We start from the raw sequence: 23,911 nt of genomic DNA on the forward strand, positions 1-23,911 counted from the left end.
CCATTAAAACAGTAGAGCATGTAAACGCCCTACTGTATTTTTATTATTTCAATAATATTATAACATTTCTGAAGTAGTACGTCCTTGTAAGTGAAGTACTAAGTAATCTGGTCCACCTGCTTTAGAATCTGTACCTGACATTTTAAAGCCACCAAATGGTTGGTAACCTACAATTGCACCTGTACATCCTCTATTGAAGTATAAGTTACCTACCATAAAGTCTCTACGTGCTTGTTCTAATTTAGAGCGGTTATTTGTAATAACGCCACCTGTTAAACCGTATTCTGTATCATTTGCAAATTCAATTGCTTGATCAAAATCTTTTGCTTTGCTGAAACCAACAACTGGTCCAAAGATTTCTTCTTGCATTACTCTGTCGTCATGTTTTAAATCAGCAATAACAGTTGGGTTAACGAAATGTCCTTTTTCTTCGTCAGTTGTACCACCTGCTACAATACGGCCTTCTTTTTTACCAATTTCGATATATTTTTTAATTTTGTTTAATGAGTTTTCGTCAATTACTGGACCCATATAATTAGCTTGGTCAGTTGAATCACCGACAGTTAATTTTTCTGTACGTTCAACTACTTTGTCTAATAATTCATCATAAATATCTTCAACTGCAATGACACGTGAACATGCTGAACATTTTTGACCTGAGAATCCAAATGCTGATTGTACAATTGAATCAGCTGCTAAATCTAAGTCGCCTTCTGAATCAACAATAATTGTATCTTTACCACCCATTTCAGCAATAACGCGTTTAAGGTGTGTTTGGCCTTTTTGAACTTTTGCAGCTCTTTCGTAAATAGAAACACCTACATCACGAGAACCAGTGAATGAAATAAGACTTGTATCTTTATGATCAATTAAATAATCACCGATTTCACTTGATGAACCTGGAATGTAGTTTACCACCCCTTTTGGTAAGCCTGCTTCTTCTAAAACTTCCATAAATTTATAAGCGATAACTGGTGTTTTAGATGATGGTTTTAATAACACAGTGTTTCCTGTTACGACTGGTGCTACAGTTGTACCAGCCATAATTGCAAATGCGAAGTTCCATGGTGAAATAACAACACTTACACCAACTGGTAAATAATTATATTTATTATATTCTCCTGGACGACTTTCTACTTTTTTACCGTCTTTTAATTCAAGCATTTGACGTGCATAGTATTCCATAAAGTCGATTGCTTCAGCAGTATCTGCATCTGCTTCTTTCCATGGTTTACCACCTTCTTTAGAAAGTAAAGCTGAGAATTCGTGTTTACGACGTCTCGTAATTGCTGCTGCTCTGAATAAAACGTCAGCACGGACACTTGGATCAGTATCTCTCCATGTTTTAAAGGCTTCTTTAGCAGCTTCCATTGCTTTTTCAGCATGTTCTTTGCTTGCTTTAGAAACTAATCCTACTGTTTCTTCAATATTTGAAGGGTTATATGAATGTGTTTTATCTTCTGTAAAAATACGTTCTCCTCCAACAATAATTGGATACTCTTTTCCTAAATATCCTTCAACTGTTTTAAGACCTTCTAAATAAGCAGCCTTATTCTCCTCTTTCGTAAAATCAGTAAATGGTTCGTGTTTGTATGGAATCATTAAAGTAAACCTCCCTATGTTTATACGGGGTATCAAGAAACCCCTTACATTCCTATAATGACACACTTTTATAGATTACTTCAAGCTATTTTTTTCTGAATTTTTACAATAAAAATAAGTTGTAAATTTACTTCAAATAAATATTCAAAAAGCCGTTTAAATGTTCATTAAATGAAGTGATTTTTCGCATAAAAAAGCCGGATTATCATGTAAGATATCCGGCTTTTAAAGACGATAGATCATTTATTCGTCTTCAAAATGTTTATTTGATTGTTTAATCCACTTAGGCAACCTTTCTTCTAAAGGTTGAAACCCGTATTTTTCTGTCTCTCTAATTTCATCAAGAACTGAGCGTTTTTCTTTCTTACGTTCTTGTCTTTTGAAATATTCATTATCTTTAAGTGATAAATTCAACTTGCCATCCGCTTCAACTTTAATTATTTTAGCTTTTACTATCTGCCCAACACTTAGAAATTGATTGAGATTGTGCACGTAATCATTCATCACTTCAGAAATATGAATGAGACCTTCCACATGATCAGGGGTTTCAACAAAGGCGCCATATGGCTGAATGCCAGTCACTTTTACCTTTACAAACCGACCAACTTTATAATGTTTTCTCACTTTTAGAAAACCCCTTGTACTTGAAGTTATTAACTATTTCATCATAGCATAGTTATTTTTATTAAACCATTAATTTGATATATAATTCTGAAAATATTATGCATAAATATAAATCATCTATAAATTCATGAATTTATAATTAGATTAAAAAATAAGTATTCTATGGAGACACTAGATTAAAGATTCTTTGCTTGTTGTAGGATTTGTATGGGGATTTTGTGAGATATGTTGGGCGCTAACGATCTTGTTTTGATTTCTTGAGCGTTAGAATTTCTAACGATCTTGTTTTCTTTTCTTGAGCGTTAGCGCCTCGTTTTATTTCATTTTTTTGATTTTTTTCTGCGCTAACGATCTTGTTTCTATTTCTTGAACGTTAGAATTTCTAACGATTTTGTTTTCGTTTCTTGATCGTTAGCGCCCCCCTCAACTCAATATATAAAAAGAGACTTTGACATACATATGCCTCAGTCTCTTCCTATATATAGTATTCGTTTGGAATGCTTTATTTACTTCTTATTATTCTTTTTCTCCTCTTGCTCTAAATGATCCATTACTTGTTTTTCAAATGATTTCATTTTTTCTTCGTCTTTTTTAGATTTTTTACGGAACATCATAAATACGATATACGCCAAAATCATAAATAATATCAACGTAGCAACAGCAGGAATATATTCTAATTTATTATCTGGAAAATAAAGAAATTCCATCATAAGCCGACCACTCCCTTAGCAACTAAATTATACCAAAGATTGAGTCGAATGCATTGATTTTTTTATGACAATTGAATGTCGATTTATTTTATAATTTCAATTGTTTCAATTACTACGTCTTCAACTGGTTTATCGTTAGCGCCAACTTTAACATTTGCGATTTCTTCAAGAACTGATTCACCTTCAACGATTTGACCAAATACTGAGTGTTTTTGGTCTAACCAAGGTGTACCACCTTTTTCTGCATAGCGATCAACGATTTCTTCTGGCCAACCACCATCTTTAAGTTGAGATAACATATTTGCTGGTACTTCTTTCATTTGTACAATGAAAAATTGAGAACCGTTTGTATTAGGTCCAGCATTAGCCATAGATAATGCACCGTATAAGTTAAATGCTTGTAATGAGAATTCATCTTCAAAAGCACTTCCGTAAATACTTTCTCCACCCATACCTGTACCAGTTGGGTCTCCACCTTGAACCATGAAGTCATTGATAACTCTATGGAAAATGATGCCATCATAGTATTTTTTCTCGGCTAAACCGATGAAGTTTTCAACAGTTTTAGGTGCTAATTCAGGAAATAATTTGAATGTCATGTTTCCTTTAGTTGTTTTAATTTCTACAACTCTTTCACCTTCTAATATTTCATTTGTTAATTGAGGGTAGTTTGTCATTTAATATTCTCCATTCATGTTAAAATAATTACAATAGTGATATCATAACATAATTTTTTAGAAAGGGGATATCAACATGTATTATCAATTTCCACACAAAACAGGTCAATATGTCGTAGAAATAGTTGAAGAAAAAGGAGATCAGTTTCTCGTTAAAGTATTAGCTGTTCTCAAACATCCTAGACAAGGAGATTTACATAGTCCAAATGAAGTTGAAAATGTTTTCTTCCATGAAAGAAAAGCTTTAAGTCAATTCGAAAAAAGATATACAACTGAACAATTTTTAAAAGAGTATCAGCACGATGTTCCGAACTATACCGATTCATTAAAATCATCATTAGCTGAACTTGAAGAAAAAATGATTAAAAGAAATAATGCATATAGTGAACAAGCTTTGAAGTGTATTGAACAATTAAAATTAGATTATTCACGTCAATACAAGGCAAATTTTTAACAAAACTAAAAATATTTTAATAAATTTATAACGTGTTTCTTCATATTTAAAAAAGCCTAAAAATTCTGAATGATTGACTTGATAGTATTTTCAAGCATTAACTTTATTGTGTATAATAATATTTATAAGATTTTTGGAAGGAGGTTATTAAATGAGTTTGATGCATATTATGATTTTGTTACCTTTCATTTTTGCAATCATAATACCAATTTTATACAGATTTTATAAAGGTATACATCTAGGATGGTTTGTACTACCTATTCCGATTATTATATTTAGTTATTTTATGTCATACATAAATGTTCCAGATTCGGAAAAGCCATTCATTGTAATATGGGATTTCATGCCTAGATTAGGTATGAACTTCTCCGTTCATTTAGACGGACTAAGTTTATTATTCGCATCATTAATTACAGGAATTGGTGCGCTCGTTGTATTATATTCCATTACATATTTAAGTAAAAATGAATCACTCGGTAATTTTTATTGTTATTTACTTATGTTTATGGGGGCTATGTTAGGTGTTGTATTATCAGATAATCTATTAATGCTTTACCTATTCTGGGAATTAACATCTATTTCAAGTTTCTTACTTATTGCTTATTGGCGTCATAAACAATCGTCAATATATGGCGCGCAAAAGTCATTATTAATTACAGTGTTCGGTGGCTTAATGTTACTAGGTGGATTTATTTGTATCGCAATTGCAGGTAATTCATGGAGTATTACCTCTTTAGTACAAAATGCCGCTGAAATTCAAAGTTCACCTTACTTTATTTTTGCAATGATTTTAATTTTAATTGGTGCTATGACTAAATCTGCACAATTTCCGTTTCACATTTGGTTACCAGATGCAATGGAAGCACCTACACCAGTCAGCGCCTATTTACATTCAGCAACAATGGTTAAGGCAGGTATATATTTAGTTGCTCGTACAACACCAATTTTTGCAGCAAGTGCTGGATTTGTTTGGGCGGTAACTGCTATCGGATTAATCACATTGTTCTGGGCATCATTTAACGCTGTTAAACAACAAGATTTAAAAGGTATTTTAGCATTCTCAACAGTTTCACAGCTCGGTATGATCATGTCCATGCTTGGAATCGGAGCTGTCAGTTATCATTATTCTGGTGAAGAAAGTCAGTTATTCTTAGCTAGTATTATCGCTGCAGTATTCCATTTAATTAACCACGCAACATTTAAAGGTGCGTTATTCATGATTACGGGAACAATCGATCATGAAGTTGGTACACGAGACATTAAGAAATTAGGCGGTTTAATGACCATCATGCCAATTTCTTGTACGTTCACAATTATTACTGCTTTAAGTATGGCAGGTGTTCCACCATTTAATGGTTTCTTATCTAAAGAAATGTTCTTAACAGCAATGTTTGATAGTCATCAAGCTGATGTATTTGGTTTATCAACACTTGGATACATACTACCTATCGTTGCGATTGTTGGTAGTATCTTTACGTTTGTATATTCATTTAAATATGTACATGAAATATTCTTTGGAGATTACAAACCTGAAGCATTACCTAAGAAACCACACGAAGCGCCATTAATTATGTTATTGCCGACAGGTATTTTGACATTCTTAGTTGTGTTATTTGGTTTATTCCCAAATATATTAAGCAACAGTATTATTGCACCAGCAGTAAGAGCAATTGCACCATTTGCTGATGCGCCAGATGTACATATATCTCATTGGCACGGTATAACACCTGCTTTAATAGGTACGTTAATCGTATTTATAATTGGTTTTATATTATTTAAATCAGTAGAAAAATGGTTCAATATTTACAGTATTCAACCTGAATACTTAACGTTTAATTATTATTACGACAGAGGTATTCAATTAAGTTCTTATATTTCAAACAAAATCACGCAAAGCTATATGACTGGATTTATCAGATCATACTTAATGTATATTTTCGCATTCTTTATCATTATGACTGCACTTACGTTATTTACACATCCTGTAAGTGTTGCATTCGATAATATAAGCGAAATCAGACCATATGAAGTGATTTTAATGGGCTTAATTTTAGTGAGTACATTCTGTATCGTAATAGCTAAATCAAGACTATTTAGCATCATTATGTTAGCTGCAGTTGGTTATTCAGTTGCTTTATTCTTTGTATTCTTTGGTGCACCAGACTTAGCACTGACACAATTATCAATTGAAACAATTTCAACTGCCCTATTCTTACTATGTTTCTACCATTTACCTAAAATGAGTAGACATGATGAAAATAGAAACTTTAAAATTGGTAACTTAATTATTTCGATTTGTGTCGGTATTGGTGTTATCACAATCGGATTAATTTCATATGGAAATAGACATTTTGATTCTATTTCTCAATATTATATAGATAATGTATATGATCTAGCCGCTGGGAAAAACATGGTAAATGTTATTCTTGTAGACTTCCGTGGATTTGATACATTATTCGAATCAGCTGTTTTAGGTATTGCTGGATTAGGTATTTTCACATTAGTTAAATTAAGAGACAAAGGTAAAGATGGAGGTGAAGAGCATGAAGAAACAATCGAATGATGTATTCTTTCAGTTTAATGCCATTATCATTTTCCTAATTATTATGATGTATGCTGTTTCTATCTTCTTTGGTGGACACTATACACCAGGTGGCGGTTTCGTAGGTGGATTATTACTTTCATCTGCTGTCATTATTATCGGTATATCATTTGATACGAAAACTTTAAAGAAAATGTTCCCATTTGATTTTAAATTAGTAACAGCAACTGGTTTGTTCTTCTGTGTTCTAACACCAATTTTAAGTTGGACATATAACAAAACATTTTTCACACATAAATTTGGAGAATTCCATCTTCCTATCTTTGGTGAAGTTCATTGGCATACAGCAATGCTATTTGATTTAGGTGTATTACTAGCTGTTGTGGGTACTGCCATTACTATCATATTAACGATTGGAGAGAATGAATAATGGAAATATTAATGATTTTCGTTTCAGGTATTATTATATCCGTATCAGTGTACCTAGTTCTCTCTAAAAGTTTAATTAGGATAATTATTGGTACTACATTACTATCCCATGGCGTACATTTAATGTTACTGACTATGGGTGGATTGAAAAAAGGTGCCTTACCAATTGAAGAAGAAGGTATTAAGAACTATGTTGACCCATTACCACAAGCATTGATCTTAACTGCCATCGTAATAGCTTTCGCTGTTACAGCATTCTTCTTAGTATTAGCTTTTAGAAGTTATAAAGAATTAGGAACTGATAATTTAGAAGAGATGAAGGAGGTACCGAAAGATGAGTAATTTGATTATTGTACCTCTTGTCATTACATTTTTAACTGCGGTTACGTTAATTTTTGTCGGTCCTAGACCTTATGTTAAACGTAAAGTAGTATTAACAGGTTTCTCGTTAGCATTTTTAGTGAGTTTATACAACCTCTACCACATCTATATGAATGGAACACAAACTTTAAATTTAGGTAGCTGGCCAGTTCCATACAGTATTGTTATATACGTGGATATGTTAAGTGCATTACTCGTAACTGTAAGTTTATTGATTACGCTTATCGTACTCATATACTCACATCAATCAATCGGACTCCATCGTGAAAGATATTTTTATTACTTTGGAGTTTCAATGATGGTGACAGGTGTTAACGGCGCATTTATGACTGGTGACTTATTTAACTTATTCGTATTTTTCGAAGTATTTTTAATGTCATCATATTTATTACTTGTTATTGGTGGTACTAAAATCCAACTACAAGAAAGTATTAAATATATACTCGTTAATGTGTTAACATCTGCATTCTTTGTATTAGGTGTCGGTATGCTTTACTCAATTACTGGTACATTAAATATGGGAAATCTACATGTTAAATTCGCTGAACTTTCAGGAACAGATTTAAATATCGTTGTGATTACGTTTATTATGTTCCTATTCGTATTTGCGACTAAAGCAGGTATGTTTCCACTGTATTTCTGGTTACCTGGCGCTTATTATGCACCACCGATTCCAATTATCGCGCTATTTGGTGCTTTATTGACTAAAGTCGGTGCATATGCAATTATGCGTACATTTAGCTTATTCTATTCAACAAATAGTGAATTTATTACGCAAACATTAATTGTTCTAGCAATTTTAACAATCATCATGGGTTGTATTGGTGCCATCGCTTATTACGATGTTAAAAAGATTATCATTTATAATATAATGATCGCGATTGGTGTTATCCTAATTGGTGCTGCTATGATGGATAAAAATGGCATGATAGGAAGTATATACTACTTGTTACATGACATGATTATCAAAGCTGCTTTATTCTTATTAATTGGTGTCATTATTAAAATAACTGGTACACCTGATTTAAAAAGGTTCAGTGGATTAATCAATCACTATCCAGTTCTTGGTTGGATTTACTTTATAGCTGCCCTTTCGTTAGCAGGTATCCCACCATTAAGTGGATTCTATGGTAAATATATCATCGTAATGTCTACATTTGAAAATGGTTATTACATAAGTGGTATTATCGTTCTTTTATCAAGTTTATGTGTACTTTATTCTGTAATGCGCATTTTCTTAATGGCATTTTGGGGCGAAGAAAAAGGTTATGTTTATAATCCTAAACTACCAATCAATAAATTAATGATTGCATCAGTAGCCATTACAATTCTAGCCATTCTATTTGGACTTGGTGCAGACTACTTATATCCTTTAGTAGAAAAAGCTGCATTACCATTCTATAACCCAGAGACTTATGTTAATGCGTTAGGAGGCGATTATTAATGGCGATACAAGTACTCATAAATGTTCTTTTAGCTGCATTATGGATGATGCTTTCAGATACTTATACATTTGGTGCATTTGTATTTGGATATCTATTTGGTATATTGTTCGTCTTAGTAGCCTTACCACTTCTACCAGGCAAACATTTATACTTACGTCCTGTTTGGAAATCACTTATTTTAGCAGTTATATTCATGAAAGAATTAATTTTAGCGAATATAGATGTTATTCGAATAGTCATACAAAAAGAAATCCATAATAAGCCTGCATTTTTCGCTTATCCTACAGATTTAAATAAAGATTGGGAAATCAGTTTATTATCACAATTAATCACTTTAACACCAGGTACAATCGTCGTAGCTATATCAGATGACAAAAAAACACTCTATATTCATTCAATTGATTTTTCAGATATAGATTCTGAAGTGAGTGCGATTAAAGATTCATTTGAAAAAGCTATCAAGGAGGTGAGCATACGATGACAAATATATTCGTTATAATTGCGATTATCATCGTTGCACTCTCTATGATTGGTATGCTGATTCGTGTCATTATTGGCCCTACTCTTGCTGATAGAGTCATTGCGCTCGATGCATTGGGTATTACATTAATGGCCATAATAGCTTTATTCTCAGTATTAACTAATACTAGATACTTATTCGTTATACTTTTATTAATAGGTATATTAGCATTCTTAGGTACTGCAGCATTTGCGAAATTTATGGATAAAGGAGAGATCATTGAAAATGATAGAAACGATTCTTATTAGTATCTCAATTTTTATGATGGTCATAGGTGCTTGCTTTAGCTTTTTCGCAGCGTTAGGTATTCTAAGATTACCAGATGTCTTTTCTCGCGCTCACGCCTCAGGAAAAGCTTCTACGTTAGGTGTTATGCTTATCTTGTTAGGTGTATTGATATACTTTATTGCTAAAGAAGGACATTTCAATGTTCAACTTCTACTAGGCATTATCTTTATATTCATAACAGGACCATTAGCAGGTCACTTAGTTTCAAGAAGTGCTTACTATATGGGCGTTAGACCTAGTGAAAGAACAATACGTGATGATTTAAAAGATGCAAAATAACAAAATAAGAGCATGGGACAGTTAGTCCCATGCTCTTATTTTGTTTATCTTTTCTTTTTGATAGCAATTGTTGCGCGTATAACAGAGATGAGTTCGTCTTGTTCGTTCGTAACTTTGACGTCCCATACTTGAGTTGTACTTCCGATATGAAGGGCTTGACCTATTGCGCGTACTGTACCTGATCGAGTTGACTTTATATGGTTTGCGTTGATTTCTAATCCTAATGGAATTTCATCTTCACTTGAAGCATAATGAGCTCCCATAGATGCTGCTGTTTCAGCTAATGCTATTGTTGCACCACCATGTAAGAATCCGAATGGTTGTTTAACTTTATCCGTTACTGGCATCGTCATTTCGATATAACCATGTCTCGATTCGATTGTTTCTATTCCAAAGTTCTCTATTAAATCCATATGATTAATCCCCCTTAATCATACTATAATACCATTGCTGCAATAAATCCAAAAATAATTAGCGGGATATTATATATTAAGAAGTTCGGTATACACGTATCTCTAATATGATCGTGTTCACCATCAACATTTAAACCAGCTGTTGGCCCTAATGTTGAATCACTTGCAGGGCTTCCTGAATCACCTAACGCACCAGCTGTTCCGATAACGGCTATTAATGCCATAGTGCTAAGTCCAATTTCTTGTCCAAATGGAATAAATAAACTAGCAATAATCGGGATTGTCGCAAATGATGAACCTATGCCTAGTGTAACAACGAGACCAATAGCGTACATCATTATAATACTGAATGCTTTATTATCTCCTGTAATTGATGCAAGACTTTCAACTAATGAACCTACTTCGTTTGTGGCACTCATCACACCTGCAAATCCGTTTGCTGTTAAAATTACAACACCAATGTATGCCATGATTTGAATACCTTCAACTAATTTAGCATCTAAATCTCTCCAGTTATATAATCCTGAGAAGAAGAATATTAAAATCCCTGCTAATGCACCAAAAATCATAGATTCCGTTAATGTTTGAACAATGAATGTCCCTAAAATCGCTAAGCCAGTCACAATTAATGGATATGGCTTTAATGTTTTCATTGCTTCGTCTTCTCCCACTTTAATTGTTTTATATGTTCTAGGTTTCCAGTACATAATAATTGCAACGATTAATCCGAATACATAACCCATTGAAGGAATTAACATCGCTTTCCAAATACTATTGAATTCTATATCTACGTCTGCTTTTCCAAATGCATCAAAGATAATAGATTGGAATATGTGACCATAGCCGTATGGGAATAAAATATATGGAAAAGATAGTCCGAAGCCAATAACCGTAGCAATTAATCTTCTATCCATCTGTAGTTCATTAAATAAGCTTAATAATGGTGGTATAAGAATAGGTATAAATGCGATATGGACAGGTGTAATATTTTGACTGAGCACTGATATGACTAGTAATACAGCTACTAATATTATTTTTATTTTTACTCTACTTTTTTGTGAATTTTCTTTTTTCATTGATGTAATGATTTTTCCAACGATGTAATCAGTTATACCACTATATGAAATCAGTGCTGCAAATCCTCCTAATAATGCATAAGATAATGCAACTTCTGAACCATCAACGATTGTTTTACCAAATGTGGAAATGACTTTATCAACAGACATTCCACTTAATAAACCGCCTGTTAATGCACCTATGAATATACTTAGTACAACATTTAAACGCATTAAACAAAGTATAATCATCACAATAACAGCTACTAATACTGCATTTATTTCCAAAAAGACCCTCTCCATTCTTTAGCTCTCTACCATGATAAAGTGAAATAATGAATTTATCTTATCAGTTGAGAAATATCATGTCAACATCTCAAGAATTAGTCCGAATATTCTGAATCAAATTTCGTCATAATTAAAGCGGGATCTAAACCTAGCATTTTACATAGATTTTATATCCCGCTTTATATGTGATTGATTTTATTTATTTTTTAAGAAATGTAGTATTGTTGGTATCATAGCACCTGTCGCACCCTTTGGTCCTTTGAATGAATCCTTTTCTGTTTCCCCTGAACCTGCAATATCAAAGTGTAAGTGAGGTATTTCATCACTAAAATGCGTTACAAATGCTGCTGCAAATAATGCTTTACCGTTTTTATTTAAAATACAGTTAGTTAAATCTGCCACTTCTGAAGATTTAATGTCTTGTTTCTCTTCATCTGTTATCGGTAATTCAAAACTTACTTCATTTGAATATTTTGCAGCTTGTTTCACATCATCAATGTATTGATCAGCATCGCTTGAGAATATCCCCGTTTTACCTAAACCTAATGCTGCAACAACTGCTCCTGTTAATGTCGCAAAGTTCATAATAAGCTCTGGCTTATATTGTTTAACGAATGAAACAGCATCACCTAATACTAATCTTCCTTCAGCATCCGTATTAGTTATTTCAACTGTTTCACCACTTAATGCTGTATATACATCATCTGGTTTCATTGCATTATTTGAAATCATATTTTCAGCTAATGGTAATACGGCCACTACATGAATTGGTAATTGTAATTGATTGATAGCATGCATCATACCAACTACGTTACTTGCACCACTCATGTCATATTTCATCGTTAGCATACCTGTTTTAGATTTAATTTGGTAACCACCTGAATCATATGTTACACCTTTACCTACAAGTGCAATTGGATCTTGAGTTGAACCTTTATATTCAAGCACGACTAAACGTGGTGGGTTTATAGATCCTTTACCAACTGCATCTAATAAACCAATACCTTCTTCTCTAATTTCATCTTCATTTTTAATCGTGACTTTTACTTGTGAATCTTTAAAGTGTTGTTCAATTTGGTTTGCGAAATAATCTGGCGTTAAAATATTCGGAGGTGTTTGTGAATATGTTCTCGCTAAATTAACACTCTCTCCTAAAATTTCACCTTGATTAATAAATGTCGTAACATCTTCATTTGTCGTTGTAACATAATTAATGACTGTATCAACATTTGCTGATTTGTTTGATTTATACGTATCAAATACAAATGTAGCTTGTGTGAATAACCAGCCAAAACGATAAGCACGTTCTTGATGAGATACATTTTGTGATACAAACGTATCATCTAATAAATGTACTTCTTCAATTCTATTACTTTGTAAATATCTGCTTAAGTTTCCGTACACAACTTGATAGTCATTTTCTTTAATTTCTTTTAAGTTACTTAACCCTACAGCAATTAATTTAACGACCTGTCCATTTACGATAATCGCTGTACTAGTGATTTTACCAAGTTCGCTACTAATAATTTGTTGTTTTTTTAAATTTTCAAGTTGTCCGCCTAAAATTTGATCAATTTCATCAAAATTGTGCATTTGATTTAAATGACTTGGACAACCGATTACAATCGGATGTTCATTATTAGAATATGATTCTTTAATTTTTATATTCATCATTATTATCCCCCTTTTGTTAAAACATTGAATAACCGCTTCTTCGTAAATTCCTTATAACAAATCCTGCGACAATTGCGCCAATCCATCCTGAACCAAGCATTAATATATCCGCAGTATGTATATGTGTTAAACCTGTAATAAGTTTTGAAAATGCAGTTGCTGAATCTGTAAAGTACATAGCTGTGGAAATTTTATCTACAATTGCAAAAATAACAAATGGATAAAGCACGACCATTAACCAAGTACCTTTTAATAGCATATTTAATATAAAAGCGATTCCAAAAAACAGAACAAAAAATAATGCCATTGATATGATAACTTGCGGTAAAGATATCATAGCTAACCTCCTTTAAAAAAAGAGACCCGCCTAATAGCAGGTCTCTACACTTAATAATGAATCAATTAGAATTTACCTTTTTTATAGGCTAATCCGATACCACCAATTTTGAAAATTGCACGAGTATCGATAACTTTTTTCATGAATGCTGCTTTTTTACCAGTAATTTCACGACCCATAACAACACCAACACCATCATGGCTACCTAATGAACATACAGTACCTTTGTCATCGTATACGAATGGTTCTGTTTTCTCACCATTGAAGATGTTTTTGATGTTTTTAGCAAGGTGTTCACCTTGTTGCATAGCAATTTGTGCTGTTGTTGGAAGTGGACGTTTGTTGTCTCCTTCACCAGCCATAACAGCTGAACAGTCACCAATAACGAATATATCATCATAGTTGTCGATTGATAAATCATCTTTAACTACGATACGACCACGTTTAACGCCGTCAAATGATTCTTCCATTAATTTGCTACCTCTAACACCTGCAGCCCAAATAGCTGTGTTAGCTTCTAAAGTTTGTTCTTCGTCATTAACTTTAACTACGAAACCTTTTTCATTACAAGCAACGATTGGAGTAGAAATTTTGAATTCAACACCACGGTCTTCTAAATATTTAACAACGTAGTTCACTAAGTTTTCTGAGAACATAGGTAACATTTTTGGAGCAGCTTCAACACAAGTGATTTTAACTTTAGATTGATCTACACCGTATTTTTTACATAATTCAGGAATGCGTTCTGTTAATTCACCTAATAATTCAACACCAGTGAATCCAGCGCCACCTACTAAGATTGCTAAATCATTTTCATCTTTTTCTTTAGATGCAGCATAATTAGCAAATTTATCTTCGATGTGTTTAGCAATACGACGAGAAGTGTTAATGTTTTCGATTTGTAAAGCATGTTCTTTCATACCTTCAATACCGAATGTTTCACTTTCAAATCCTAATGCAACAACAAGGATATCATACTCGAAAACACCGTTAGATGTTTCAACAGTTTTAGCATCTTTGTTGATTTTTGTTACTTCTGCTTTAACGAAGTTTACTTTATTTCTATCGATTACATTTGTAATTGGGTATAAAGCATCCTCATAGTTTAAAGTACCAGCAGAAGCTTCGTGTAACCATGTAGCTTCGTAGTGATAATCGTTTTTGTTGATTAATGTAACATCAACGTCTTGGTTTGAAACTAATTTTTGCAATTTAGTTACTGTTTGTAAGCCAGCGTAACCTGCCCCTAATACTAGAACTTTTTTACGTTCAAATCCCATTATTTTCACCTATACTTTCTAAATTTTGTTTGACACTTATAGGAAAGTTGTGTCACTTTGTGTTTTTCCTCACAAATAAAGATAATACTATTTACATACAAGTTTTATTGTATATTTTTATAAAGATAAATTCAAGTGTGACATATCAATTCCTTAGCATTGTTCTGGTGTACCAGAAACATCTCTAGTCTTAAATGAGCTTCCGCAACCACAAGCTGCAATCGCATTAGGGTTGTCAATCGCAAATCCGCCACCCATTAAAGATGTCTTAAAGTCAATTGTTGTCCCATTTAAAATTGGTGCATCATTCTTATCTACTAACACTTTCACACCATAAAACTCTAAAACTTCATCATTCTCTGCTGGTTCTTCTTCTGCTGACATCCCGTAAGAAAGTCCCGTACAACCGCCACCTTTAACAGATACTTTCAAATAACCATTTGGCATATCGTTATTTTTCATCATATCTTTAACTTCATAAGCTGCTGCTTCAGTTAATATAACAGTTGACATATTTATTCCTCCTAAAAAATCCAATTTTCTTCTATATGACTATATATATTTTCAAGTAATTCTTCTGGTGTTTCTCCCTTGACCATATCTCCATTGACTAATGCATATAACCCTCTTGCACATGGTCCACAATTTTGTAGACAACCGTATTCCAATACATCTACTTCTGGATCATTGTCGAGCTTGTTAAACACTACATCAGCACCTTTGGCCAAGTTTGAAATACAAAATTCGACAATTGGGTTCAATGTGTTCACCTACTCACTTTTTATTCATTAAACTATTTTAACATTCATTGTAGTTTATGCCAAAAACGATTATACTAAAAGTATACTTATATATTATAAAATATATACATACAAATTTGTAGAAATTTGATTTATGGACAAAGGAGAATAACGATGAAAAGCTTAGTATTATTAGGGGGCGGATACGGTAATATGCGCTTAATGAAAGAAATCTTACCTAGCGCATTACCTTCCGATTATTCAATTACGCTGATTGATCGTATGCCATTTCACGGTTTAAAAACAGAATTCTACGCATTAGCAGCAGGCACAAAACCAGATAAAGATATTCGAGTTCAATTTCCAAAAGATAAAAAAATTAATACAGTATATGGGGAAATTACTGATATTGATTTAGACAATCAAATTGTTTCAGTTGGAGATACACGAGTTGATTATGATGAACTTGTAATAGGTTTAGGTTGTGAAGACAAATACCACAACGTACCTGGCGCAAAAGAATATACTTATAGTATTCAAACTGTACAAAACGCACGCAAAACATACCAAGCAATATGTGACTTACCAAGCGATGCAACTGTTGGTATCGTTGGTGCAGGGTTAAGCGGTATAGAACTTGCAAGTGAATTACGTGAAAGTAGACAAGATATCAAAATTAAACTTTTTGATAGAGGTGCACGAATCTTACCTGCATTCCCAGAAAAATTAAGTAAATACGTAAAAAAATGGTTTGATAAACATAATGTAGAAGTTGTACCAAATTCAAATATCACTAAAGTTGAACCAGGACAACTTTATAACAATGAAGATATTCATAACGTTGATTTAGTCGTATGGACTGCCGGTATACAACCAGTTGAAATCGTTAGAAATCTTCCAGTTGATACAAATGACGGTAGAAGGGTTATCGTAAATCAATATCATCAAATTCCAACATATCCAAATGTATATATTGTAGGCGATTGCGCAGCATTACCACATGCACCAAGCGCATATTTAGCAGAAATACAAGCTGATCAAATCGCTGAAGTCATGAAATTACAATGGGCAAACAAACTACTACCTGAAAAGATGCCAGAATTGAAACCACAAGGATTTGTAGGTTCACTTGGTGAAAAACAAGGATTCGCATATTTAATGGAACAAACCGTAACAGGTCGTTTAGCAAGAGTCATTAAATCAGGCGTCTTATGGTTATATAAATATCATAACGGATAAGAAAAAAGTAGCAGATTACTCTGCTACTTTTTCTGTTGTATGCGAGGGTGGATGGAAGTGAAGATGTGAGTTTGTTGTGGTTTTTAAGGAACGGGATAACTTTAGTATTTTCTTGGCTTTATTCAGGCATTAAGCCATGACTTCAACCATTTCTGTACTGAACCCAAAAATCTAAACCTTAATTAGTATATTATTTCAAAGGTTTGTCTCCTGTAATTTTTGGGAGATAAGCCTTTTAATTTTGATTTGATTCTTTCGTTATTATAAAAATCGATATATCGATGAATAGCTTGTTCAAGGTCCTGAAAATCTTTAAATTCTTGGCCATAATACATTTCTTGTTTAAGTAACCCAAAAAAGTTTTCCATAACTGAATTATCTAGACAATTACCTTTTCTAGACATACTCTGAAATATTTTATGGTCTTTTAATAATCTAGTGTATTGTGAATATTGATAATGCCAGCCTTGATCTGAATGAATCGTTAAACGATGATCTAGGTTTGGACGACGCTTTATCATTTCTTTTAATGGATTGATGACTATATCTAATGTAGGACGACTTGAGATTTTAAAGCTGATAATCTCTGAACTATATAAGTCCATAAAAGGTGATAAATATAATTTCTGACCATTCATTAATTTGAACTCTGTAATATCTGTTACGACTTTTTGAAATGGGAGACTTGTTTTAAATCTACGATTTAATATATTTTGAGCTACTTTACCAACTTTACCTTTAAAGGAACGATACTTACGACCTCTATGTGTGAACTTTGTACAAGTTAGATTATGTTCTTTCATAATTCTTAGTACTTTTTTATGATTTACGATAAGACCTCTATTTCTTAGTGCTTGTGTAACACGACGATAACCATAGGTATGGTTTGATTCTTCACATATTTCTTTTATTACTTGAATCAATGTTTCATCTTTATCAGCTTTACTAAATTTATTTATCCAATAATAGTATACAGATTTAGCTATTTGAGCGACTTTAAATAAGATACTTAATCGTATATTATATGTTTCATTTAGTTCCTTAATGACCTTTACTATTTCTGATTTTTGCTTCCGTAAATGTCGGTCAAGGCTTGTAACTTTTTTTGATAAGCTATACCTGCCTTTAACGTCTCATTTTCATTTCTAAGTCTTTCAAGTTCTTCACGTTCATTTTCATTTAAAGGTAAATTTTTATTATCTGATTTAGATCGTTTTTTAGTCATAGTGTGAGATCGTCCCTTTTGTTTATTATCTATATCAAGACGACACTTTTCATCAAATTGATGTTGCCAATTGGCAATGATAATAGGATTAATAATTCTAAAGTGATTCGCAGTATCTTGATAAGACAACATATTTTCTTGTCTAAATTTTAAAACAGATAATTTAAATTCGCTAGTATAAACAGTATTTCTACTTTTTATTTCTAAACCTTCTTCTCCAAACTCTTTATATTGATTGACCCAAATCCGAAGGACAGACCAACTTGAAATACCATATTTTAAAGCAATTGTTCTATAACTTTGATGTCCTTCTAAATATTCTTTTACAAGTTTTAGTTTGAATTTAAATTCATATTTTTTCCTCATTAGAATGCACCCCAATATTTTGATTTGTTTAGTTCAAATATTTGGGTTCACATCATTCTTGGCTTTACTCGGACATTAAGCCACAACTTGGACGATCTCTTGGCTTTACTCGGATATTAAGCCACAACTTCAGCTATCTCTTGGCTTTACTCGGACATTAAGCCACAACTTGCCTCATATCTCACATCTACACTCTACTCAACTCACCTGACCCAAATAATCTTCACAATATTATTCATTTTTATTGTTCTACTGCTACGTGTTCATCTATAAATTTTGTTACTGGTTTTAATTGTACATAACCATCTGCTACGTATTCATCATTTATTGTTACAAGTGGATAGAATAGTTCGTCTTCGTTTATTCTTTCTATAAATTGTTGGTCGTGATCTGTTAAATTTTCAGTTTGATTCATAATATCAATATATGTGTATTCAAGGGTTAACTCTGGATATTTTCTTCCTAAAATTGCTTGTAACCACTCAAATGTATCTTTTGATGATGGTGCATTTACACAACTTGCACATACTACATCGGCCCCATAAATTACTATACTTGCCTTGGACATTTTAGCATCCCCCTAGTTTCATGAATAGATTTTTTACCTTATTTCTATTATAATAGATAAATAAGATTAATGTATCTAATAACACTTGATGAGAGGAGTATTAATATATATGGCTACCGAACAACAAACAATGTTTGATCAAGTTAGTGATGTACTCGAAAAGTTAAGACCATTCTTATTACGTGATGGCGGCGACTGTGAATTAGTAGATGTTGATGACGGGATTGTTAAATTACGTCTACTTGGTGCTTGTGGTACTTGCCCAAGTTCTACTATTACGCTAAAAGCCGGCATAGAACGTGCTTTATTAGAAGAAGTACCTGGCGTAGTGGAAGTAGAACAAGTATTCTAATTTCATAATTAATAAAAAGCAGGACATCGTTTCTAAGACGATGTCCTGCTTTTTTATTTCCTAGGTAATATTAATGATACTGTCTACTCACTTTTCCATCATATGTTCCATTGATGTGTTGTATCATTTGTTCATTAATATATACCCAGCCTTTCCATCCTATATGAACGGCATCTGTTATAACATATGGTTCATATTCTTTATCCGTTAAATCATATACTTTCATATCGTTCTTTTGAATCATATGATTAATTTTCTCATATACCGCTTCACGTCTTTCTTTATCAACATGGATATGATCATACCATTTTCCATTTGCTGGAATAACGATAAATAATGGGTCTGATTTGGCTTCTTTTAAAGTATCAATTAATAATTGTAAATCATCAAATTCTTTCGAATGAATATTAAACTCATAATTACGATTATATCTTTTACGTTGCTGCTTTAATAAGTGCCAATATTTATCATTCATACCAAATTTATTTGTTCTTGAATGTTGTGCGCCATATTCTGAAGCGTATAACTTCAAATCATTCCAATTCATATGATTAAAATGATGCTGTTCTTTTCTATGTAACTTTGCTTTTTCTTGTCCAAAAATTGATTTTAAAGCGTCGTGTTTTTCATAGATGTTTTTTTCAAAATCATTCATAAATGTACCTTCATCATAATGATGATTTTCTTTTTCTATGACTGATTTTAAGTATGGGTCTGATTTTAATTGTTTAAATTGCACTAACCTTTTAGCAAAACGACCTTTAATTTCTGGACTTAACACTTTATTTTTAAATAAGTGATCAGCTTGTAACGGAGAAAATCGGGCACTAAAATTATCATTAGTCAGTCCATGATTTGTAAACCATTGTGGCGAAATAATAATCGCTATTTTTTTGCCTTTCAGATTATGTGCTTGGCTCCCCATATTAATTGCATGAATTAAATCAGTGGATCCACCCGTACCTATTAGATATGGTTGCAATTTCGCTTTTTTATCATTCAAGATATATGCTGGATGAAAGATGTCTTGTTTCTCTAATTCACTTGATCCAAAGATTGGATAGAAATTTTTACTTAATAACATTTCTTCTTGTGAGTGCACACCTTTTAGTACTGTATCATCTAAAGATATCGCTTCGTTATTAATACTGTCATACTTTGAAAATGATTTAATCCATTCTACAGGTACGAGTAAAAATAAACCGAATAATAAACCACTTATTAATAATGGTAACAATAACTTTAATTTCATTGTAAATCCTTAAGTACTTCTATAATTTTATTTGGTGTTGCCCACTCATCTCTATCAAAATCAGTAATTGTTACATCAATGCCTAAATTATTTTGAATTTCTAATAATAATCCAACTGTCGCAAATGAATCGATAATACCTTCTTCAAATATTTCAATATCAGGATTTTCTTTAACGATATCATTTTCTGCAACTTCTGCTAAAATATTTAAAACACTCTCTTCAAAATTCATAATATAACTCCCTTATTTAATGTATTAACTTGCCTGAGAAAAGTAAAAATCCAAACGCTATACAATGGAATGTAATAAGAATTGCTACTATGTTCATAATGCTTGGATTCATCTTTATAGGATGTTTTTTACGCCATTGTTCATAATAGCCATATCCAATAAATAGCATTGCATGATATAAACCATACAAAATATAATGCCATTCAATACCGTGCCAAATACCCATAATAAAGAAATTTAAGAAAAATCCTAAATTAGATATTAATAATTTATCTTTTAATAATTTTTCTTTAGATACCCAGAATACAAATCGCATATATACACAATCTCTAAACCAAAATGATAAACTCATATGCCATCTATTCCAGAAATCTTTAATATTTTTAGCTTTAAATGGTTGGTTAAAGTTAACTGGTGTTTGTACACCAAATAAATAACTAAATGCAATAGCAAATAAACTGTATCCTGCAAAATCAAAGAATAAATAGAAACTATAACCATACATATAATATAAGTAATTTAAAAATGTCGGATCCGTATCTATAGGTACAAGTTTTATCACGTATTCATTTATGTAATAAGCAATAATATATTTATACAAGAATCCCATAAAGACCATATGTATTGCTTTGATAAGCATGTCATAGTACTTTTCAGGTTCTATTGTCTTCTCTTCATCTTTAATAAATCGTTTATATCGATCTATTGGACCAGATGAGATGGTTGGAAAGAACGTAATAAAATCTATTAATTTCAACGTATCGATAGATTTAATACGACTATCACGAATTTCCATAATGAGTTGAATACTCTTAAATGCAATATAAGAAATTCCTAAGAATCCAATAAATTCAATAACTCTATTACCATGTATTGTAAGTTGATGTGTTCCAAGCCAACTACTTTGTAATACTTTGACAACAATTAACGGTAATATAGATAACAATATTGCACTTAAATATAACTTAAAGTTATTCATTTTCTTCACGAGCGTATTATAAGTTCTAATCAATACAACTTGGTAACATACGTACAATGCAAAGAAAATAAGTTGATAACTCAAATATTGATTATCGAATAAATTTTTACTGTCATCCGAAAAAATTAAAACAAGCATAATTAAGGTTATTAACCTATTGTATATAAGACTTTTCTTACCGATTAATCCTAAAATAATAACGGGTAACATTAAGATTAAACAGATGTAGAAATAAGTAAAATCGCCATATGGTGTCATGAATTTAACCTCTCTAATACTTTGTTGCGATCTAATTTACCGTTAGCTGTTAAAGGTAGCTGTTTAGCATAACTGAATTTTCTAGGAATCATATATTCTGGTAAATGTAATTTCAATTCATGTTTCAAATGCATTGTCATGTCATTTTCACTATCTAGCTCATCAGCTACTAATACAATTGTTGCATGTAAATATTGGATTTTCTCACCATGTTTAATTGGTGAAATGACAGCTTGTTTAACGTCTGGTAAATGTTCAAGCACGCTTTCAATTTCTTCAAGTTCCATGCGATAACCATTAATCTTAATTTGGAAATCAATTCTTCCGTTAATGAACCAATAGCCATCTCGATAAGATGCCTTGTCACCTGTATGATAATTTAATTGGCCATCAATGATTTTAAACACTTTATTATGTTTTTCTTCATCTTTTAAGTAACCTTGGCTCACACTTTTACCAATAATAATTAATTCACCTTCATCTGTTAACCTCAATTCACTATTTGGGCGTACTTTGCCTATTGGTAAAGGTTTAAATTGATCCAATATTTCTTGCGTGATTTGTATACTCGTTACAGCAACTGTAGCTTCAGTTGGTCCATATGTATTATAAATAGTTGATGTCGTAAACAAATCATGTAATTTCTGTGCTGTTTTATGACTTAATATCTCTCCACAGAAGAAGAACTGCTTTAATTTCGGATGATGTGTTTCATTAAAATTAGGCAATAACAGACACATTTCTAAAAATGAAGGTGTAGACACCCAGCTTTCTACTGCTTTATGTTCAAGTAATTCATATAATTGTTTAGGCTTTTCAATCATTTTCTTATCAACAAGTTGAAGTGTACCACCAGTCATTAAACATGGATAAATGGCCATTACAGACAAGTCAAAAGAAAACGGTGCTTGATTTAACCACATTTTGTGATCGCCTATTTGATTTAATTCCAACATCCATTCTGTAAAATCAATAAGACTTTCATATCTAATTTGTACACCTTTAGGGAACCCTGTAGAGCCAGATGTAAAAATTGTATAAACAATATCTTTATCAGATATTCTGTCGAAGTCTTGCTCCACTGATTCAACAGCAAGTATTTCTTCTATCGTTATTTGCTTTACATGTAAATTATTCAATAAACTTCCAGTTGTGTTCAAAATAAAAACAGGCTCAACCTTCTCAATGATATGCTCTATTCTTTCTAATGGAATAGAAGTATCAATTGGAACGTAACCAATGCCTGCTTTCATACTCGCAATCATTCCCACAATCATATAAGGTGACATATGACCATAAAGTACTATAGGCTTTTCAGAACCTTTAATTAAAGTAGCTAATTTATTAGAATAAATATCTAATTCACCATAAGTCATTACTTCATCTCTATAGTTTATAGCAACCTTATCAGCATGCCACTTATTCATAAATGTTACTTTTTCTAAGATGTCCCTCATAAACTTTCTCCTTCATTAAAATTCATTATATATAAAATCATTACTTGCACTTCCACCAGCATAAATCCAAAATAACACAATCATGATTAGTAAATAGAAAATCGTCAAACCAATCAGTTTAAAATTTTCAGAGTTTATAATATCCCTAATTTTTTCCATTGTTAATCTCCTTGTGTTTTAATTTTGTAATTATTCTATTTCATCATTATATTCTATACATAATCGAATATCAAGAATTATATGT

Annotated in this window: 29 protein-coding genes; 10 read left to right on the top strand and 19 right to left on the bottom strand. The window is 32.0% G+C overall.

All coding sequences use genetic code 11. The features are described from left to right. Positions 1 to 57 precede the first annotated feature (57 nt). The 4 genes from pruA to MUA60_RS11575 all read right to left on the bottom strand — a co-directional run bounded on the left by pruA (position 58) and on the right by MUA60_RS11575 (position 3,613). Positions 58 to 1,602 carry an L-glutamate gamma-semialdehyde dehydrogenase gene (pruA, locus tag MUA60_RS11560; RefSeq protein ID WP_262648352.1) on the bottom strand — a complete coding sequence of 515 codons (1,545 nt, stop codon included), beginning with the start codon at positions 1,600 to 1,602 and terminating at the stop codon, positions 58 to 60. A gap of 243 nt (positions 1,603 to 1,845) precedes the next feature. Beyond that, positions 1,846 to 2,226, bottom strand: a complete 381-nt coding sequence (gene ygs, locus MUA60_RS11565; protein WP_262648353.1) for a S1 domain-containing post-transcriptional regulator Ygs — start codon at positions 2,224 to 2,226, stop codon at positions 1,846 to 1,848. 506 nt (positions 2,227 to 2,732) lie between these two features. Beyond that, positions 2,733 to 2,936 carry a hypothetical protein gene (locus MUA60_RS11570; RefSeq protein ID WP_025904699.1) on the bottom strand — a complete coding sequence of 68 codons (204 nt, stop codon included), beginning with the start codon at positions 2,934 to 2,936 and terminating at the stop codon, positions 2,733 to 2,735. Positions 2,937 to 3,019: 83 nt separating this feature from the next. Beyond that, the gene (locus MUA60_RS11575; protein ID WP_048540134.1) at positions 3,020 to 3,613 is read right to left on the bottom strand and encodes a peptidylprolyl isomerase; all 594 of its coding nucleotides are present in this window, start codon (positions 3,611 to 3,613) and stop codon (positions 3,020 to 3,022) included. Positions 3,614 to 3,689: 76 nt separating this feature from the next. Here MUA60_RS11575 and kapB point away from each other — a divergent pair, with 76 nt between their 5' ends. The 8 genes from kapB to mnhG all read left to right on the top strand — a co-directional run bounded on the left by kapB (position 3,690) and on the right by mnhG (position 9,951). Next, positions 3,690 to 4,067: a sporulation phosphorelay system protein KapB gene (kapB, locus tag MUA60_RS11580; RefSeq protein ID WP_262648354.1), complete on the top strand. Its 378-nt coding sequence runs from the start codon at positions 3,690 to 3,692 to the stop codon at positions 4,065 to 4,067. A gap of 151 nt (positions 4,068 to 4,218) precedes the next feature. After that, positions 4,219 to 6,630: a Na+/H+ antiporter subunit A gene (locus MUA60_RS11585; protein ID WP_262648355.1), complete on the top strand. Its 2,412-nt coding sequence runs from the start codon at positions 4,219 to 4,221 to the stop codon at positions 6,628 to 6,630. After that, the gene (locus tag MUA60_RS11590; RefSeq protein ID WP_262648356.1) at positions 6,611 to 7,039 is read left to right on the top strand and encodes a Na(+)/H(+) antiporter subunit B; all 429 of its coding nucleotides are present in this window, start codon (positions 6,611 to 6,613) and stop codon (positions 7,037 to 7,039) included. The genes MUA60_RS11585 and MUA60_RS11590 overlap by 20 nt, the downstream gene beginning before the upstream one ends. Further along, positions 7,039 to 7,380, top strand: coding sequence for a Na(+)/H(+) antiporter subunit C (locus MUA60_RS11595; RefSeq protein ID WP_078357666.1), 342 nt, complete (start codon positions 7,039 to 7,041; stop codon positions 7,378 to 7,380). The genes MUA60_RS11590 and MUA60_RS11595 overlap by 1 nt, the downstream gene beginning before the upstream one ends. After that, a complete protein-coding gene (locus MUA60_RS11600; RefSeq protein ID WP_262648357.1) occupies positions 7,373 to 8,863 on the top strand; it encodes a Na+/H+ antiporter subunit D in 1,491 nt (496 codons plus the stop codon). Before MUA60_RS11595 ends, MUA60_RS11600 begins: the two co-directional genes overlap by 8 nt. Then, positions 8,863 to 9,345: a Na+/H+ antiporter subunit E gene (locus MUA60_RS11605; protein WP_262648358.1), complete on the top strand. Its 483-nt coding sequence runs from the start codon at positions 8,863 to 8,865 to the stop codon at positions 9,343 to 9,345. The genes MUA60_RS11600 and MUA60_RS11605 overlap by 1 nt, the downstream gene beginning before the upstream one ends. After that, a complete protein-coding gene (locus MUA60_RS11610) occupies positions 9,342 to 9,632 on the top strand; it encodes a Na(+)/H(+) antiporter subunit F1 (RefSeq protein WP_025904691.1) in 291 nt (96 codons plus the stop codon). The genes MUA60_RS11605 and MUA60_RS11610 overlap by 4 nt, the downstream gene beginning before the upstream one ends. Beyond that, complete coding sequence (mnhG, locus tag MUA60_RS11615) at positions 9,610 to 9,951, top strand: monovalent cation/H(+) antiporter subunit G (RefSeq protein WP_025904690.1); 342 nt, start codon at positions 9,610 to 9,612, stop codon at positions 9,949 to 9,951. Before MUA60_RS11610 ends, mnhG begins: the two co-directional genes overlap by 23 nt. 44 nt (positions 9,952 to 9,995) lie before the next feature. On the opposite strand, the gene MUA60_RS11620 is transcribed toward mnhG, so the two are convergent. From MUA60_RS11620 to MUA60_RS11650, 7 genes are all read right to left on the bottom strand, one after another. Then, on the bottom strand, positions 9,996 to 10,364 hold the full coding sequence (locus tag MUA60_RS11620; RefSeq protein WP_025904689.1) for a PaaI family thioesterase: 369 nt from the start codon (positions 10,362 to 10,364) through the stop codon (positions 9,996 to 9,998). A gap of 23 nt (positions 10,365 to 10,387) precedes the next feature. Next, positions 10,388 to 11,671 carry a Na+/H+ antiporter family protein gene (locus MUA60_RS11625; RefSeq protein WP_262650622.1) on the bottom strand — a complete coding sequence of 428 codons (1,284 nt, stop codon included), beginning with the start codon at positions 11,669 to 11,671 and terminating at the stop codon, positions 10,388 to 10,390. Positions 11,672 to 11,902: 231 nt separating this feature from the next. Beyond that, the gene (locus MUA60_RS11630) at positions 11,903 to 13,378 is read right to left on the bottom strand and encodes a M17 family metallopeptidase (protein ID WP_262650623.1); all 1,476 of its coding nucleotides are present in this window, start codon (positions 13,376 to 13,378) and stop codon (positions 11,903 to 11,905) included. A 19-nt stretch (positions 13,379 to 13,397) separates the two neighbouring features. Then, positions 13,398 to 13,718: a YuiB family protein gene (locus MUA60_RS11635; RefSeq protein ID WP_262648359.1), complete on the bottom strand. Its 321-nt coding sequence runs from the start codon at positions 13,716 to 13,718 to the stop codon at positions 13,398 to 13,400. A 65-nt stretch (positions 13,719 to 13,783) separates the two neighbouring features. Continuing rightward, complete coding sequence (locus tag MUA60_RS11640) at positions 13,784 to 14,998, bottom strand: NAD(P)/FAD-dependent oxidoreductase (protein ID WP_037588845.1); 1,215 nt, start codon at positions 14,996 to 14,998, stop codon at positions 13,784 to 13,786. 153 nt (positions 14,999 to 15,151) lie between these two features. Then, a complete protein-coding gene (locus MUA60_RS11645; RefSeq protein ID WP_025904684.1) occupies positions 15,152 to 15,511 on the bottom strand; it encodes a HesB/IscA family protein in 360 nt (119 codons plus the stop codon). A gap of 11 nt (positions 15,512 to 15,522) precedes the next feature. Continuing rightward, on the bottom strand, positions 15,523 to 15,759 hold the full coding sequence (locus MUA60_RS11650; RefSeq protein WP_025904683.1) for a YuzB family protein: 237 nt from the start codon (positions 15,757 to 15,759) through the stop codon (positions 15,523 to 15,525). 153 nt (positions 15,760 to 15,912) lie between these two features. On the opposite strand from MUA60_RS11650, the gene MUA60_RS11655 reads away from it, so the two are divergent. Beyond that, positions 15,913 to 16,977, top strand: coding sequence for an NAD(P)/FAD-dependent oxidoreductase (locus MUA60_RS11655; protein WP_262648360.1), 1,065 nt, complete (start codon positions 15,913 to 15,915; stop codon positions 16,975 to 16,977). Between the two features lie 182 nt (positions 16,978 to 17,159). Here the strand turns inward: MUA60_RS11655 and MUA60_RS11660 are convergent, their stop codons facing one another. From MUA60_RS11660 to MUA60_RS11670, 3 genes are all read right to left on the bottom strand, one after another. Further along, positions 17,160 to 18,035 carry an IS3 family transposase gene (locus MUA60_RS11660; protein WP_316964824.1) on the bottom strand — a complete coding sequence of 292 codons (876 nt, stop codon included), beginning with the start codon at positions 18,033 to 18,035 and terminating at the stop codon, positions 17,160 to 17,162. Continuing rightward, positions 18,032 to 18,568 carry a transposase gene (locus tag MUA60_RS11665; RefSeq protein WP_262648361.1) on the bottom strand — a complete coding sequence of 179 codons (537 nt, stop codon included), beginning with the start codon at positions 18,566 to 18,568 and terminating at the stop codon, positions 18,032 to 18,034. Before MUA60_RS11665 ends, MUA60_RS11660 begins: the two co-directional genes overlap by 4 nt. A gap of 241 nt (positions 18,569 to 18,809) precedes the next feature. Beyond that, the gene (locus MUA60_RS11670; RefSeq protein WP_262648362.1) at positions 18,810 to 19,136 is read right to left on the bottom strand and encodes a YuzD family protein; all 327 of its coding nucleotides are present in this window, start codon (positions 19,134 to 19,136) and stop codon (positions 18,810 to 18,812) included. Between the two features lie 109 nt (positions 19,137 to 19,245). On the opposite strand from MUA60_RS11670, the gene MUA60_RS11675 reads away from it, so the two are divergent. Continuing rightward, positions 19,246 to 19,488, top strand: coding sequence for a NifU family protein (locus MUA60_RS11675; RefSeq protein ID WP_025904405.1), 243 nt, complete (start codon positions 19,246 to 19,248; stop codon positions 19,486 to 19,488). 70 nt (positions 19,489 to 19,558) lie between these two features. On the opposite strand, the gene dltD is transcribed toward MUA60_RS11675, so the two are convergent. The 5 genes from dltD to MUA60_RS11700 are packed head-to-tail and all read right to left on the bottom strand — an operon-like array spanning position 19,559 to position 23,826. Continuing rightward, positions 19,559 to 20,740, bottom strand: coding sequence for a D-alanyl-lipoteichoic acid biosynthesis protein DltD (dltD, locus tag MUA60_RS11680; RefSeq protein WP_262648363.1), 1,182 nt, complete (start codon positions 20,738 to 20,740; stop codon positions 19,559 to 19,561). Then, the gene (gene dltC / locus MUA60_RS11685) at positions 20,737 to 20,973 is read right to left on the bottom strand and encodes a D-alanine--poly(phosphoribitol) ligase subunit 2 (RefSeq protein WP_262648364.1); all 237 of its coding nucleotides are present in this window, start codon (positions 20,971 to 20,973) and stop codon (positions 20,737 to 20,739) included. The genes dltD and dltC overlap by 4 nt, the downstream gene beginning before the upstream one ends. Before the next feature lie 16 nt (positions 20,974 to 20,989). Further along, positions 20,990 to 22,210, bottom strand: a complete 1,221-nt coding sequence (gene dltB, locus MUA60_RS11690) for a D-alanyl-lipoteichoic acid biosynthesis protein DltB (RefSeq protein ID WP_262648365.1) — start codon at positions 22,208 to 22,210, stop codon at positions 20,990 to 20,992. Continuing rightward, the gene (dltA, locus tag MUA60_RS11695; protein ID WP_262648366.1) at positions 22,207 to 23,667 is read right to left on the bottom strand and encodes a D-alanine--poly(phosphoribitol) ligase subunit DltA; all 1,461 of its coding nucleotides are present in this window, start codon (positions 23,665 to 23,667) and stop codon (positions 22,207 to 22,209) included. Before dltA ends, dltB begins: the two co-directional genes overlap by 4 nt. Before the next feature lie 15 nt (positions 23,668 to 23,682). Next, positions 23,683 to 23,826 carry a teichoic acid D-Ala incorporation-associated protein DltX gene (locus MUA60_RS11700; RefSeq protein WP_075577785.1) on the bottom strand — a complete coding sequence of 48 codons (144 nt, stop codon included), beginning with the start codon at positions 23,824 to 23,826 and terminating at the stop codon, positions 23,683 to 23,685. Between the last annotated feature and the right edge of the window lie 85 nt (positions 23,827 to 23,911).

The organism is Mammaliicoccus sciuri, assembly GCF_025561425.1.
In the GTDB taxonomy this organism is placed as follows: Bacteria; Bacillota; Bacilli; order Staphylococcales; family Staphylococcaceae; genus Mammaliicoccus; species Mammaliicoccus sciuri_A.

What these genes read in the sequence shown, in the direction of transcription:
- MUA60_RS11645 (WP_025904684.1), bottom strand. Translation starts at nt 15,511, where the DNA reads ATGTCAACTGTTATATTAACTGAAGCAGCAGCTTATGAAGTTAAAGAT.
- MUA60_RS11655 (WP_262648360.1), top strand. Translation starts at nt 15,913, where the DNA reads ATGAAAAGCTTAGTATTATTAGGGGGCGGATACGGTAATATGCGCTTA.
- MUA60_RS11620 (WP_025904689.1), bottom strand. Translation starts at nt 10,364, where the DNA reads ATGGATTTAATAGAGAACTTTGGAATAGAAACAATCGAATCGAGACAT.
- MUA60_RS11585 (WP_262648355.1), top strand. Translation starts at nt 4,219, where the DNA reads ATGAGTTTGATGCATATTATGATTTTGTTACCTTTCATTTTTGCAATC.
- MUA60_RS11670 (WP_262648362.1), bottom strand. Translation starts at nt 19,136, where the DNA reads ATGTCCAAGGCAAGTATAGTAATTTATGGGGCCGATGTAGTATGTGCA.
- MUA60_RS11590 (WP_262648356.1), top strand. Translation starts at nt 6,611, where the DNA reads ATGAAGAAACAATCGAATGATGTATTCTTTCAGTTTAATGCCATTATC.
- MUA60_RS11595 (WP_078357666.1), top strand. Translation starts at nt 7,039, where the DNA reads ATGGAAATATTAATGATTTTCGTTTCAGGTATTATTATATCCGTATCA.
- MUA60_RS11675 (WP_025904405.1), top strand. Translation starts at nt 19,246, where the DNA reads ATGGCTACCGAACAACAAACAATGTTTGATCAAGTTAGTGATGTACTC.
- mnhG (WP_025904690.1), top strand. Translation starts at nt 9,610, where the DNA reads ATGATAGAAACGATTCTTATTAGTATCTCAATTTTTATGATGGTCATA.
- MUA60_RS11610 (WP_025904691.1), top strand. Translation starts at nt 9,342, where the DNA reads ATGACAAATATATTCGTTATAATTGCGATTATCATCGTTGCACTCTCT.
- MUA60_RS11630 (WP_262650623.1), bottom strand. Translation starts at nt 13,378, where the DNA reads ATGAATATAAAAATTAAAGAATCATATTCTAATAATGAACATCCGATT.
- dltD (WP_262648363.1), bottom strand. Translation starts at nt 20,740, where the DNA reads ATGAAATTAAAGTTATTGTTACCATTATTAATAAGTGGTTTATTATTC.
- MUA60_RS11700 (WP_075577785.1), bottom strand. Translation starts at nt 23,826, where the DNA reads ATGGAAAAAATTAGGGATATTATAAACTCTGAAAATTTTAAACTGATT.
- kapB (WP_262648354.1), top strand. Translation starts at nt 3,690, where the DNA reads ATGTATTATCAATTTCCACACAAAACAGGTCAATATGTCGTAGAAATA.
- MUA60_RS11625 (WP_262650622.1), bottom strand. Translation starts at nt 11,671, where the DNA reads ATGATTATACTTTGTTTAATGCGTTTAAATGTTGTACTAAGTATATTC.
- dltB (WP_262648365.1), bottom strand. Translation starts at nt 22,210, where the DNA reads ATGACACCATATGGCGATTTTACTTATTTCTACATCTGTTTAATCTTA.
- MUA60_RS11635 (WP_262648359.1), bottom strand. Translation starts at nt 13,718, where the DNA reads ATGATATCTTTACCGCAAGTTATCATATCAATGGCATTATTTTTTGTT.
- MUA60_RS11605 (WP_262648358.1), top strand. Translation starts at nt 8,863, where the DNA reads ATGGCGATACAAGTACTCATAAATGTTCTTTTAGCTGCATTATGGATG.
- MUA60_RS11570 (WP_025904699.1), bottom strand. Translation starts at nt 2,936, where the DNA reads ATGATGGAATTTCTTTATTTTCCAGATAATAAATTAGAATATATTCCT.
- MUA60_RS11600 (WP_262648357.1), top strand. Translation starts at nt 7,373, where the DNA reads ATGAGTAATTTGATTATTGTACCTCTTGTCATTACATTTTTAACTGCG.
- MUA60_RS11640 (WP_037588845.1), bottom strand. Translation starts at nt 14,998, where the DNA reads ATGGGATTTGAACGTAAAAAAGTTCTAGTATTAGGGGCAGGTTACGCT.
- pruA (WP_262648352.1), bottom strand. Translation starts at nt 1,602, where the DNA reads ATGATTCCATACAAACACGAACCATTTACTGATTTTACGAAAGAGGAG.
- dltA (WP_262648366.1), bottom strand. Translation starts at nt 23,667, where the DNA reads ATGAGGGACATCTTAGAAAAAGTAACATTTATGAATAAGTGGCATGCT.
- dltC (WP_262648364.1), bottom strand. Translation starts at nt 20,973, where the DNA reads ATGAATTTTGAAGAGAGTGTTTTAAATATTTTAGCAGAAGTTGCAGAA.
- MUA60_RS11575 (WP_048540134.1), bottom strand. Translation starts at nt 3,613, where the DNA reads ATGACAAACTACCCTCAATTAACAAATGAAATATTAGAAGGTGAAAGA.
- MUA60_RS11665 (WP_262648361.1), bottom strand. Translation starts at nt 18,568, where the DNA reads ATGAGGAAAAAATATGAATTTAAATTCAAACTAAAACTTGTAAAAGAA.